Consider the following 13,664-nt stretch of genomic DNA (forward strand, 5'->3'; position numbering starts at 1 on the left):
TACATAGGCAATTTTTATGAACTTTAATCTGTATTCCGTAGCGCTATTAGCAACCTTGATGATATTTTCAGTTAGTGCCATTTCTGCAGAGTCTCGCTCATTAGAAATGAATTCCAATGACAATGCCAGTATTGACAGTTCGCTGGATAATGTTACATCCGAATCAAGCGTTGATATTTTTGCTCGCGATACTTTCAAGCTAGATACAATCGTTTGTCCTTTTAAAGCTGAGCTTGATTATGAGCCGGGTGAAATCGAATGTAGTTTGCTCGAGGTCCCAGAAAATCGGGAGGATCCGAAATCAAGATATATTGAGTTACACGTTGTTAAAATAAGCGCGCAATGGTCGGAAGAAGACGAGGAGAAAAGCGCTAAGTTAGAAGCGGAGGACCCAGAAAAAGCAAAAGCCAAACCTGCCGCAGGCAAACGAAGCGATCCCGTAGTTTATCTCACAGGAGGTCCTGGCGCGCATGCGCTAACTTATGTTAAGCGATTTAAAGACCATGGACTAGTCAAACATCGCGATTTATATATTCTCGAGCAAAGAGGTATCGGTTTTTCAGATGACTTTTGTGAGTTTTACAATGCACGAAATCCCAAATTGAGCGATGTAGATACTTTTGCCGCTAACCAAATGGCCGGCGTTGAAGCGGCGGCGCAATGTGCGCGAAATGCCGCCAAATCAGGGGTTGATTTAAGTGGGTATAGTACAACCGAAAATGCCCGCGATGTGAAAGCGTTAAGAATGGCTTTGGGGTTTGAGCAATGGAATGTGTGGGGAATTTCTTACGGATCGATCCTTGGTCAAGCTTATATTAAACAAGACCCACAGGGTATAAAAGCGATTGCGCTCGACGCTATTATGCCGCTATTTGCTCGTGACGATGCGTTATTTTGGCGAGTTGCTAAATGGTATGACAGAGACCTAAAAAAGCTCGATGAGGCCTGTGTGGCACACGGCGATTGTGCAGAGCGCTTTCCTGAACTGGGGCAAAGAATACGACAAGCGGCTCAATCGGTGATGGGTAACCCAATTGTGGTAGAAGTGAAAGATACGGAAGTTTATCCAAGCGGCAAGGCATACGTGTTCGAAGATATGGCAGCAATGCTGCCTTTTATGATGCTGTATGAACAATCGAATTACCCCGCTTTGCCAGCGATTATTTATGCTTGGTCAGACATTGTTGAGCGAAGAGATGAGACTTATTTTAAGTTGCTTACCCAAATGACCAGTAACTTTTTCACCTCGAGTCCTGGAATGAGAGACGCCATCTTGTGTAATGACGGGGGCAAGGATTCAATCAAAAACTCGGGACTGCTGGATATTAAAGAGCTTCCGATATTGGGGGCTGCCATAGGTACAGAAGAAGCGTTAAAACGATCCGCGGAGCTGTGTTCGATAGTCGGTGCAGAGCCTCGATCTGCTTCTGAATATACGATGACTGAAACAGACCTTCCAGCACTCATCATTGAAGGTGATATGGATCCCATCACCCCACCGCCGCTGGCCAAAGCAATTTTACCTGGCTTTAAAAATGCGACCTATGTCGAGTTCCCCTATGCAGGACATGGTCCGTCTCGATCAGTAAAATGCGCAGGAGACATGCTCAATTTATTTTATGATTCGCCGAATACAACGCCCGATTTAAGCTGTGTTGAATCAATGGAATTACCCGACTTTGTTGGTCCACTGTTTCATACAACTTTTCCGGCAAAAATCGCTTTAACCGCAATTGAAGATAAGAAAAAGCTGGCAGGACCAGGTGGTTGGTTAGTGCTAAGTAGCCTAACGCTTCTGATTAGCTTTATTGTATTAACTATCGGTCCTATCGGCCGCTGGATAGATAATCGAGATGCTCCGCGCACATTTGGCGCGAGACGAGCTGCGTGGCTGACAAGCTCAGTTGCGGTTGCGACGATGATTGTGTTCGCAATTGCGGCAAGTCAAACGATGAAAGCCTCTGAATTTTTAATGCTTTTTGGAATGGTCGCCACGGCCAAATGGGGGGCTATCTTGGGCTTATTTACAGGGTTGTTAGGTCTCATCACTGTTTGGTTGACGATAAGATCGCGATTAAGATTGCCAATGAGTTTTGCAAGTTTGAGCGGGTTCCTATTAACGGGTTTTGCGGCTATCAGCTTGTGTTTATTTATGATAGTTTGGGATTTATCGATATTTTAGCATTCGAACTTTATACATCGTGAAGCGAAGAAAATTACTTAAAGCGGGATTATCGGCCAGTGGATTGTTGCTAGCGGGTGGCACCACTGGCTTTTACCTGGGCCGTGTTGAGGATAGGAGCATACTATCCCTAGACGTTTTGAGTGGAAAACTACAACAACTAAAAGGCGAAACTCTCAATAGCTCGGGCGACTGGAATCCGGTTAAAGTTTTTCTGCACTGTGCCAAAAGCATCGAGTTTTCGATGATAGGCTTTCCGGTTCATCGTTCATCGGCGTTTAAAAACGTGGTTGGTACGAGTGCCTTCTCTACTTTCGCTTCGCTTGGGAAGATGCATCATGCGCTCGATGAGCCAATTCCGGGAGAAGATTCACTAAGGCTTACTGACAGCAAAGTTACCTCGACTGCGGCAGCGATTAATATCTTATTAGATAGAATCAATGCTTTTACCAGTTATCAAGGGGAACTGAAGGAACATTTTGCTTTTGGGAAACTCTCGAAGGACGAATATGAGCTAGCGCATGTGATGCATGTTTATAACCATTTAGCTGAAATTGTGACCTGAATACGATTTACACAAGATTTTACATCCCAGATTAGTTAAATTAGATTGCTTAAATTAGATTACCCACATCAGGTTACTTAAATCAGGTCACTACAACAACCTGACTCAAACAAAGCAACTTGAGTCGAATGATTGCCACTAAACCTGTTTGATAAGAGATTTCGATAAGGAAATTTCTTTCACTTACTGAGTTTCGTTGAGGTAGAACACGAGAGCTGTTCACTATCAATGCCATAAGGAAGCATTATGAAGCTTGATCATCTGGTTATTCTGTTAACAGATCTAAAAGCCAATATCGACTTTTATGATGCGCTTCTGCCGTTAATCGGTTTCGAGAAAACCCGCGATAATGTTTTTGTGAATCGAGAAGGCATTTATCTTGATTTTAGACAAGCGGATGAACCTAATCATGAATATCGCCGTTATGCCCCTGGTTTAAATCATTTAGGGTTCACTTGCGAGAATAAGGCTGCCTTGATACAAGTTAAAGAAAAGCTCACTGAAGCAGGTTTTCATTCGCCAGAGATTCAGGTCTTTCCTGATGGGGAAGCTATCTTCTTTAAGGACAAAGAGGGAATGAGAGTTGAGCTCGCCTATTACGTCGACTCAAATGAAAATTGAGTCTTTCATATCGATTCTCCTCCGCAGATCGCAGAGGGGGCAACCTTAAGCATTGATGCAATCCGTTGCACTGATATTAGGGAGAGTCAAAAATCACGGGGTTAAAAGTTCGGTCAAAAGCTGAATATAATAGAGCAGACTTGAAATACTGAATTATACTGTTAACAAGATAACTCAACTCAAATCAAGAATGGCTTTAAAATGAAGCATGACTTACCTTTGCCTTTAGACAAAAAACTCAATGTACTATTTCGTGTTGAACCGGGTTGTTTAGGGCCTGACGGGCCAGAACATATTGAAGCTTTTTGTCAGTATGCAGAAAAATCCGTTGAAAATTTAGATGCCGACTTTGTTCACTGGGAAATCGTTCCTCGCTTTGATAAAAATTTACCCGAGATGGAATATAAAGTGAATACTCGTCGACTTAATCACGACCAAGCTGAACGATATCTACAAGTGTTTAAAAAAGAACTCGACGAATTTGAAGCGCATCTCAATGATAAACTTGGTGAGTTGATAGAGGCTTATCTGGAAAGATAAAAAGTTTTGAGATATTTGCAGAATAAAATTCTTTATCTTAATTATCGCTAGACCTAAAACTTAACAATTATTGCTAGTGATTCAGTTCACAAAATAAAAATTAGACACTTAACCTGCCCAAAATATTATGCTTGTTCGCACCATAAAGGTGAATGTAACTTACTGCTGTAAAACAAGTTTTTTGAATATTCATAACTAAAAATTCACCCCTTTTAATGGCAATGTCACATTTTTTATGTATACTCGAAACAGTTAGAAGTTATCCTGCTTGACATTAAAAAGGCCTGAGCATTACTCAATAAGTTGCAACGCGAGAGTCATGTTTTAGCGCTAATTTAAGTCGAGTTGAATTAGTTTTAATCACTTGATGCTTGTCACCAAGGTCACTTCTATCGCAGACGGCGTTGAAGAATCGGTTTAAGATTTTGAATGCGTCATTACAAACAATAATTGAAGAAACAAAGCAAAGATAGTTAGGAAACAAAGTTATGTCTACAATTACAGGCACCGTTAAATGGTTCAACGAATCAAAAGGGTATGGTTTTATTTCTCAAGAAAGCGGACCAGATGTATTTGCACATTATAGTGCTATCCAATCTGAGGGATTTAAGACTTTAAAAGAAGGCCAAAAAGTTGAATTTACGGTTGCTAGTGGTCAAAAAGGCCCTCAAGCGGAAAATATTGTCGCGCTATAATCATCGATCAAACCATAAGAAGCGTTATTAAGTTAGCGCTTTTTTATTTGCATTACTATTCATTCGTCTCAGTCGATTTTGTTAAAACGACATAAAGCGTTATAGTGTGGTGTTTCCATTTTTAGGAGGGATCGCCTATGACAAGTCGACGAGATGTGATCAAGTGGCTTACTGTAGCACCATGGGTGGCTGCAGCTCCTCCTGGTTTGTTCGCAAATCAGGCTCGGTCCTCTGTATCTCTTGCTCCTTCAATATTCCACAAAATACCTTCGACTGGGGAACGGTTGCCTGCAATTGGTATGGGTTCATTTCAAACCTTTAATGTTGGTGATGAGCCGGCTGCTAAACAGAGGCTATTGGAGGTACTGAATACCTTTTTTACCATGGGAGGAAAGCTAATAGACTCATCGCCCATGTATGGTCAATCTGAAGCGGTGATCGGCGAATTAATTGGCCAACTAACACCAGAGCCATCCTTATTTGCCGCGAGCAAAGTGTGGACCAATGGACGACAAGAGGGGATTTCTGCGATTGCTGAGACTCAACGAAGAATGCAAGTTAAAAAAATGGATTTAATGCAGGTGCATAATCTGCGCGACTGGCAAGTCCATTTGGACACATTGGACGAATATAAGTCGCAAGGAAAGATTCGCTACACTGGAATCACGACCTCTCGTTTGGGGCAATACGACGATTTTGAGCGGGTTATGCAATCCCGTAAACTGGATTTTGTGCAATTGAATTATAATATCAAAGTGACCGAAGCCGAAAAGCGATTACTGCCCCTCGCGCAAGACAAGGGCATTGCAGTTTTGGTTAACCGTCCCTTCGAAAAAGGGCGTTTATTTAAGGCGGTTAAGAATAAGCCCTTGCCAGATTGGGCTAAAGAGTTTGATTGTCATTCTTGGGGGCAGTATTTCTTAAAATTTATCATTTCCCATCCGGCAGTGACCTGTGCGATTCCCGCTACTTCCAAGGTCGAACATATGAAAGACAATATGCTGGCTATGTCCGGGCGATTACCGGATAGCAGTATGCGTAAAAAAATGCTGCATTACATGGAGAGCGTGTAACTTGATTTAACCGAGTATGACAACTTGGAAGAACAAAAAATGATTCAAGGAGAAAAATTGTGGCTTATCAACTCGTTTTTCCAGAGTTAGCAGAAGCACTGCGTTTAGCGCTTAAGGAAGATGGTTTTTATAAGGCAATGGAAGATTCGGTGAGTGGAGAGCAAGCTGACAAGCATCAAGCCATGCTCGCGTATATGGACTATTCCATCGTTGAAGCTAAAGAGTTTGGTCGTTGCTTTATTCCTGAGCAACACTATGGCGTTTCGATTTGGTCTTTTCCTTTGGACAAAGAAAAAGAATCTTTAAAAACGGAACAAAAACGCCAATTCATTTCAAAACAAATGGGCGCATCAAGTCTCAACGCCTATCAATCAATGTGTGATTACATGGCAGCACAGTCTCGCTCGGTTATAGCCGATGATTCCTGGTATTTATCGATAATCGGCATTCTCCCTGACTTTCAAGGTCAAGGCTTAGGGCCGGGCTTACTTGAAGGTACCTTAAGTGAATTAGATCAAACGGGAACTGGTTGTTATCTGGAGACTTTTACGCCGCGTAATATGACATTCTACCAACGCCTGGGATTTGAAGTCGTGGCGGAATTTGACGAGCCGTTTTCTCATTCTAAATATTGGATAATGCAGCGGCTGCCCAAATAAAAAATGGCGGTGCTTGCATTACAATCCTCTGACCAGTGAATAGGATGATGAATCTTAATAATTAATTCAGTGGCAAGCGATATTTTTCCGCTATAATGGCGCGTTTTTATTTTCAAGAAGTGTTGAAAACATGTTACACAGATTCTGATTGATAGTTAGTCATGAGAGTCGTTTTGATAGCTTTCGCAGGAAGTTAAGGTAATTATGTTTTTCGTGTAAGTGTAAAGAGTATTTTATGTTTGATGATATTCGCCCGTATCGTGACTCAGAAGTCGTATCGGTGATTAATAAATTAGTTGCAGAAAAAGAGCTACAAAATTCCGTGGCAATTTATACACTGCCATACATTTATAAATTTTTTCCGTCTTTAGCGAGACTAATCGTAAAAGTCTCACTAAAAATGCGTGTCAAGCAAGTAAGAAGTGTATCTGATGTGCAGAATGAAATGGCGAAATATTTGTTTCGTCTGATTAAAAAAAGCACGGACGGCTTTTCTTATTCTGGACTTGATAAACTTGATATGAATCAACCGACTTTATTTGTCAGTAATCATCGAGATATTGTTCTTGACCCCGCATTAGTAAACATGGCGCTTTTTGAATCCGGTGCCAACACGGTAGAAATTGCGATTGGTGATAATTTACTTACCAAAGAATGGATCTCTGATTTAATGCGCCTTAACAAAAGCTTTATTGTAAAGCGAAATGAAAAAACCAAGCGAGCGATGTTAACGGCATCAAAAACGCTATCGGCTTATATTCATCACGCACTCACGGATAATGGACAACATATTTGGATTGCGCAGCGTGAAGGAAGAGCTAAAGACGGTTTGGATAAAACTAATGCCGCATTAATTTCGATGTTGCTGCTCAACAAACCTAAAGAGCTGTCGATTAGTGACTATCTTAAACAGTTGAATATTGTACCTGTTTCAATCTCTTATGAGCTTGATCCGTGTGACAGAGATAAAGCGATAGAATTAGCAACAATTGAACAAACCGGCAGTTATCAAAAAAGTGAGCACGAAGATATTCAAAGTATTACACGCGGGCTAGTTGGCCAAAAAGGCAAAGTTCACATTGCTTTTGGTGAGATTATTGACGGGGATTTTCAGGATAGTAAATCGATTGCTGCCGCTATCGATAAGCAGATTATCAATAATTACCGCTTATTTGATAGCAATAATGCAGCTTATGAGTTGCTTAAGGACAATTCATCAGTACCTGATGAATCTCATCTAGAATCACGAATGGTGAACTTGGACGCCAATCAACGCCGCTGGTTGTTGACAATGTATGCTAATCCGGTGGCCGCTAAAAAAGGTTTGCAGTTGAATTAAACGCTGCTGAAATTGGCTTAAGGGGACTGACGTTTTAGTCCTCTTTTCTGTCAGCGATATTGGCTTTTTCTGCAGCATGTGCCTCGGACCTCTGAGGCGAATCTGCCGTTATTTGCTCTGAATAAGGGCTCGATGGCTCTGGATTGGTTGGGCCCGCGTCCGAGGGACCTATTCTTCCGAAACCGGGCAACTCAATAGCCAGATCTAACAGATCCAGCTCGAAATTGAGCCCTAATAAATTAAACTCGAGCCCTTCTTCTGTACCCACAGCGATTCCCAATAACCCCCATAAAGAAGCTTGTACTCCGCTACCACTTGCAGAAAAACCGACAGACTCGCTGATTTCTCGATAATCTTTACCGATGGCAGTAGAGGGAAGATCGAGTCCCATATCTGGAACTTGGCGGCCAATGTAGGCAGTAAAGGTATTGCTGTTTGGTCCAGGCCAAGCGTGATAATTATTTTTATGCGGGTAATTAGCAACCGCCTGTTTGATTTGCGGAATTAAACGCTGTGCTTCTTTGCCTCTAATATCAAGAATAAGTTCAGGTTGATGCCCCCACCAATCTCTATCGGGATTGCCCCTTCGCTCAACTAATGCGGTTCCAGTTCGCCGTAACCGCCAACCGATTATTTCATAAGAAGTGTATTCAGCCTCTCCATCGGCTTTCATACTAATCCAAGTGTGAACCGCCAAAACTTTTTTAGTGCCTTTCGTTCGCGCTCCATAAACTTGGACTACTGCGTCGCTATAGGTTTGAGTATCGGGTGCGAGTGTTCCCGCTGTTTTGGTATGAGTTGATGCGCAGCTTGATAAAAGTACACTGCAAATGGCGCCAAACAGATAAAGGCTGACTAATTTAAAACTTCTTTTTAAAATCATAGTAATTCGGTTTTTCACTATCAATTACCGCAAGGTTAATGTGCGGATCTATCTCATTCTACGTTGAATAGTGTCGTTTAGTTTAAACAATTAAATCTCACTGACAATGTCTAATGCGCTAGTGCGAAAGATTTTAACGTCGATAAACTAATTTGATTGATTGCGATTTAGTGTAGCAACTTTGGCAAGTTTTGAATTGACTCGCTGGAGAATAAACAGGAGAAAGAGAAATAATAACGGTTGGATAACGAAACCATAGAATAGAGAAGGTTGCAAAAACACACTAATAATTAAGCATAAAACCATCCCAATAAAACACATTAAGCGGAGTCCCTGCAAAAATTGGAGATTGTTTAATACCTTGTTTGATATCCAGTTTCTAAAGTACTCGCTAGTCGATTTAGATCGATTGTTGGGTTGATAACTTGAAGCATTCATATTGACATTGATTTTGAAAAACATTCAATAATCGTCTCGTTGAGTTAATATTGACGCAAACAATGTGACTGATATTGCGTTCGATGACAAACGATAAGAATGCATGTGATAGTTGAAAAAAGTTCACTTATCGTCTTTTAAGTTCTTAATACTGGGATGTTACCGATTAGAAACCTTTATGCAAAACTTGAAAGTTAGCGAACAAGACGATTTCCTAATTTGTTTCTTATTGCAGGGAAGAACGGGACGAGTGTGTCGCACATGACAATAACGATTTTCGATTGATATTGCATAAAAAGTGAGACTGAAGCAGAGAAAAGAGCCAAGTAAATATCACTAGGCTCTTATTTTTAATCACTTAATCGAAAAAATTAAGCCGGTGAGTTTTGTTTTGATTTCCATTCACCGAGGACCTTCGCTTCTTTTTCTGCTTTTATTCCCCACTTAAGGTTAGCTTGTCGCTCCTCGGGTAAGGTGGTAAACCAGTCGTAACAGTCTTTAATGACAACCTCCATCGGACGCTCTTTTAAACCATTCGCATAAGCTTTAGCTGAACTCATCATACCGCTACCGCCGTATTCTCCCTCGGCAGGAATCCAAACTGGCATCTCTTGCCAAGGCGCAACCTCTTGCTCTTGGAGGAACGCTTTGTCTGCCCATACTAAATTAGCTGCTGGATTAATAACCTTAACGCAAGTATCCAGTAATTGCTTCATGGTAATATCACTACCGTTTGTTTGCGCATTAAAAATGCCGTTAATATTTTGTTCAACGCAGTAAACCATCCACTCTGCTAAATCGCGAACATCAATATATTGAATAAAGTCGCTGCCGTCGCCTGGGGCTAAGACGTCACCGCCTTTTTTGATGCGCACGGGCCAGTAAGTAAAGCGGTCTGTTTTGTCTCTGGGGCCAACGATAAGTCCTGGGCGAATCGTACAGACTTTACCGGGCATCTGTTTTTCGGCTGCCTGTTCACAAAGTGCTTTCAGCGGGCCATAGGTCTGACCATTGACTTCTTCTACCGTTGGATCTTCTATAGTCCCGACAGGCGTTGATTCGTCCATTCCAGGCTTTGACCAATCAGCGTAAACCGAGATCGTCGAAACTAATAAGTACTGACTGATATTTTCTTTTAACACTTCCATTGCCATATTAACTGACCTTGGGTAATAGGCGGAGGTATCGATAACAACATCCCATTTTCGGTTGGCTAATTTTTGAATGTCAGCGGTATTTCGATCACCTTTTATTTTTTCTAGCTCACTAAACATCTCAGGATTCGTTTTTCCACGATTAAACAAAGTCACTTCATGGCCTTGAGCGATAGCAGCGTTGACAGTATGTGGGCCAAGAAATCCTGTGCCCCCTAAAAACAAAATTTTGAGTTTTTTGGCGGGTTGGTTATTACTCGTTTCTTGCTCAGTTTTCCGGTCACTCTCTTTGCTACTTTCTTGCATACACGCGGTTAATGAGAGCGTTGATAGGGCAACGCCGGTCAAACTCGCATTTTTAATAAAATCTCGCCGTTTTGTCATTGTGATCTCCTGTTCCCGATTTTTGTTTTTCGGTTTTCTTTACCGATTTTATTAGTTATTTTATAACTTATTTTATTACTCAACCTATTTGGCTTTCACCTTTAAGGGGAGTCTGCTGATCTTGTTGAGCGGCTTTCTTTCCGAGGTAAATGCCCACTGATGCCCAGACTCCAGCAATTCCAGCCCCGACAAGGGCGACACCTGCCATTCCCAGTCCAATTACCGTAGTCAGTAATGTAAAAGCCCAGCTCCAAAAAACATCCCCACCTCGGTAAACCACGACGTCAATAACTTGCTTGGCTTTAAAGCGAGTTTCTTGATCAACATAAGTGAAAAGCATTTCTCTTGCTGGTTTGGTAATCGCATAGTTACCGCCGCGGCGGAAAATTTGTAAGCCGACGACAATTGAAAGTAGTGGCAACATAGCCACCGATAATAATCCGCCGAGCACGATAATCGGTAAAAATGCCAATGTCAGTCCCAATCCGAATTTAGTCGCCAACCGCGATGTAACAAATAAACCTGCAATGATGGTTAGACTATTTGTGGCTAGATCCATAAAAGCCCAAATTTCTGTTCGTTGTTCCCGAGTAAAGTCTGCCATCAAATTTTTCAATTCAAAGTAAATGAACGAACCAATACCTGTGTACAAAAATAAGAATATCCCTATTCCGAGCAGAAATGGGTTAGTAAGAAATAATTTAAAACCTGCTAGTGGGTTACCCCCTAAAGCATTGAGTTCGTTGCGAGGAGGTGACGTGAAACTGTCTTGTTCCGGTGTGAAATCTAAACGCCGTAAATAGATAACGACAGGTAGTGTAAAAAGCAAAACGACCGCTGCGAGCAGCATTAAATTGTAGGTACCTAAGTCAGAGAATAATAACGGTATTGATGGGCCAATCATTGCGCCCACGCTGGCCCCTGTAGTAATGACGCCGAATAATCTTTTGGATTGTTCACGACTGTATATATCAGCCATAAAGCTCCAAAACACAGAGAGAGGAAATAAACTAAAAACGCTTACCCAGACGTAAAAGCCTTTGTCGATATAGGTCGTATTATCAATAACTGTGGTAACTAAATAAAATAGGATAAAAGTTGAAGCGAAAAAACCATAAACACTGGGTACTAACTTTTTAATTGAAATTTTTGAAGCGGCGAGACCGTAGAAGGCGACAATAGCGAAGCTAAAGAAAAAATTGATCGTCCAAAGGGTACTAACTTCCGCATCACTCCAATCACTGGCCATTGCATCTCTAACTGGGCGAAGGATGTAATAAGCCGCCATTAAGATCATCACGAGTAAGAAAGAAATGACAGTGGCTTTGATTTCGTGAGGCTCTATTTTGGAGAGCGCTTTAATCATTTTGGTGAAAGGGTTGGCGCTAGTGGCGTTCACTTTGTTATACCTTTTTTAATTGCGACGCAAAAATTTATTTCCCTGATGTTATCAGGGGTATTTCGACGAGGTTAGCAACTGTCTACTAATTGCTCAAGCGAGCTGATGTAAGACTATGTTTCGATTGTGGTCGAGTAAGCAAGAATAGTTGTTAACTGGGAACAAACTTGCGCTAAGAATAGAGCTGAAGGTAGAGCTAAAGGTTGAGCTGAGAGTCGAGTTTTTCGTTGATTAAGAATTATGAACCGCAGGCGATTGGGCTCACAATAAAAGACGAGGGCGCTTAAACAGCGCCCTTTATAACTTATTTAGTCGGCAGCAATAACCGTTGAAGTGACTTCACCAAAGCCAATCCGTTTAGCGCCTTCTCTAGCACACCAACCGCGCATGATAACGGTATCTCCATCTTCCAAGAAGGTGCGTTTTTCACCATTATCGAGACTTATTTGTTCCTTGCCACCGCGACTAAGCTCCAGCAAAGAGCCTGCTTCTTTATGCTCTGGCCCGGATTGTGTGCCGCTGCCAAACATATCGCCAGGCATTAAGTTACAGCCGTTCACGGTATGATGAGTGACCATTTGCGCGACCGTCCAATAAGAGTGTTTGAAATTAGATAATGATAAATGGCTGGCAGGCTCTCCAGCTTGTTTCATTTTTTCAGTTTCTAATTGAACTTCTAGTTCAATATCATAGCCGCCTTGCGCGCGATTGTTCTCAGATTCGAGGTAATCCAGCGGCTGAGGGTCAGCGGCGTCTCGCGTCCAGCTTGCTCTGAACGGTGCAAGCGCTTCGCTAGTGACAATCCACGGCGAAACTGTAGACGCAAAGTTCTTGGCGAGAAACGGTCCGAGTGGTTGATATTCCCACCCTTGGATGTCTCGTGCGGACCAGTCGTTGAATAAACATAAGCCAAATACATGATCTTCGGCCGCTTCAATCGAAATAGGCTCTCCTAGATCGTTACCTTTGCCGATGTAAATTCCGACTTCCATTTCATAGTCTAATCTCTTGCAAGGTGCAAAACTTGGTTCAGTTGCGTCAGGAGCCTTTATTTGACCTTTCGGGCGCTTAAATGCCTGGCCTGACACGTCGATTGAAGAAGAGCGTCCATGATAGCCAATAGGGATCCATTTGTAGTTAGGTAGTAACGGGTTGTCAGGGCGGAATAAACTGCCGACGGCTGTCGCATGGTAAATAGAGGTATAAAAATCAGTATAATCACCAATACGGCAGGGTAATGAGTATTCAACATCATCTTGGTTAACCAAACAGCTCTCAAGTAACGTTTGTTTTTCTGACCCGCTGCGCAGAGCTTGTGACAGAGCAAGACGCAATGCTGACCAAGCTTCCTTACCCATAGCCATAAAATCATTTAAGGCATCAGAGTCGCACGCTTCTAAGGCTTTTAGTGCTAATCCGTCGAAGGCTCCAGAGTCTTTGGCTGCAGCTAAGTCGAGTACTTCTTCTCCTATCGCGACGCCGCCTCTAAAGGATTCGTTGGTGCCTGCTCGTCGAAATATTGCGAAAGGCAAGTTTTGGATTGGGAAGTCTGTATTTTCCTCGTTAGCGGATGAGACCCAACTAGTCAGTTCCGGGTTATGAGTTTCGTTTAGCATGCTTCTCAAGACTCCTTTATGGGTTGGTGATGATGAGAATTTGATTAAGTTATCTCTAATACCATCGAAAATATTGAATATTTGAAGGCGCTTATTATAGCAGTGGCAGCGGGAAA

12 protein-coding genes are annotated in these 13,664 nt (G+C 42.1%); 8 read left to right on the top strand and 4 right to left on the bottom strand.

Features of this window, described 5'->3' with window-relative positions:
• Nucleotides 1-16: 16 nt before the first annotated feature.
• From FLL45_RS19150 to FLL45_RS19185, 8 genes are all read left to right on the top strand, one after another.
• Nucleotides 17-2,182: an alpha/beta hydrolase gene (locus FLL45_RS19150; RefSeq protein WP_142943666.1), complete on the top strand. Its 2,166-nt coding sequence runs from the start codon at nt 17-19 to the stop codon at nt 2,180-2,182.
• A gap of 19 nt (nt 2,183-2,201) precedes the next feature.
• Nucleotides 2,202-2,747 (top strand): DUF1569 domain-containing protein, encoded by a 546-nt coding sequence (locus tag FLL45_RS19155; RefSeq protein WP_185964552.1) that lies wholly within the window; start codon nt 2,202-2,204, stop codon nt 2,745-2,747.
• Between the two features lie 246 nt (nt 2,748-2,993).
• Nucleotides 2,994-3,368: a VOC family protein gene (locus tag FLL45_RS19160; protein ID WP_142943668.1), complete on the top strand. Its 375-nt coding sequence runs from the start codon at nt 2,994-2,996 to the stop codon at nt 3,366-3,368.
• Between the two features lie 201 nt (nt 3,369-3,569).
• Entirely contained in the window at nt 3,570-3,908 is a 339-nt protein-coding gene (locus FLL45_RS19165) for a hypothetical protein (protein WP_142943669.1), read from the top strand.
• A 488-nt stretch (nt 3,909-4,396) separates the two neighbouring features.
• A complete protein-coding gene (locus FLL45_RS19170; protein ID WP_142943670.1) occupies nt 4,397-4,603 on the top strand; it encodes a cold-shock protein in 207 nt (68 codons plus the stop codon).
• 137 nt (nt 4,604-4,740) lie between these two features.
• Entirely contained in the window at nt 4,741-5,676 is a 936-nt protein-coding gene (locus tag FLL45_RS19175) for an aldo/keto reductase (RefSeq protein ID WP_142943671.1), read from the top strand.
• 59 nt (nt 5,677-5,735) lie between these two features.
• Nucleotides 5,736-6,335, top strand: a complete 600-nt coding sequence (locus FLL45_RS19180; protein ID WP_142943672.1) for a GNAT family N-acetyltransferase — start codon at nt 5,736-5,738, stop codon at nt 6,333-6,335.
• 235 nt (nt 6,336-6,570) lie between these two features.
• Nucleotides 6,571-7,674 (top strand): 1-acyl-sn-glycerol-3-phosphate acyltransferase, encoded by a 1,104-nt coding sequence (locus FLL45_RS19185; RefSeq protein ID WP_142943673.1) that lies wholly within the window; start codon nt 6,571-6,573, stop codon nt 7,672-7,674.
• Nucleotides 7,675-7,708: 34 nt separating this feature from the next.
• On the opposite strand, the gene FLL45_RS19190 is transcribed toward FLL45_RS19185, so the two are convergent.
• The 4 genes from FLL45_RS19190 to fahA form a co-directional block, all read right to left on the bottom strand.
• Nucleotides 7,709-8,575 (bottom strand): DUF3750 domain-containing protein, encoded by an 867-nt coding sequence (locus tag FLL45_RS19190; protein WP_185964553.1) that lies wholly within the window; start codon nt 8,573-8,575, stop codon nt 7,709-7,711.
• 791 nt (nt 8,576-9,366) lie between these two features.
• Nucleotides 9,367-10,533 (bottom strand): NAD-dependent epimerase/dehydratase family protein, encoded by a 1,167-nt coding sequence (locus FLL45_RS19195; protein ID WP_210247232.1) that lies wholly within the window; start codon nt 10,531-10,533, stop codon nt 9,367-9,369.
• A 79-nt stretch (nt 10,534-10,612) separates the two neighbouring features.
• On the bottom strand, nt 10,613-11,932 hold the full coding sequence (locus FLL45_RS19200) for an NTP/NDP exchange transporter (protein ID WP_210247233.1): 1,320 nt from the start codon (nt 11,930-11,932) through the stop codon (nt 10,613-10,615).
• A gap of 308 nt (nt 11,933-12,240) precedes the next feature.
• Nucleotides 12,241-13,548, bottom strand: coding sequence for a fumarylacetoacetase (fahA, locus tag FLL45_RS19205; protein ID WP_142943675.1), 1,308 nt, complete (start codon nt 13,546-13,548; stop codon nt 12,241-12,243).
• Nucleotides 13,549-13,664: the final 116 nt, after the last annotated feature.

Source organism: Aliikangiella marina (genome assembly GCF_007004765.1).
GTDB classification, from domain to species: Bacteria; Pseudomonadota; Gammaproteobacteria; order Enterobacterales; family Kangiellaceae; genus Aliikangiella; species Aliikangiella marina.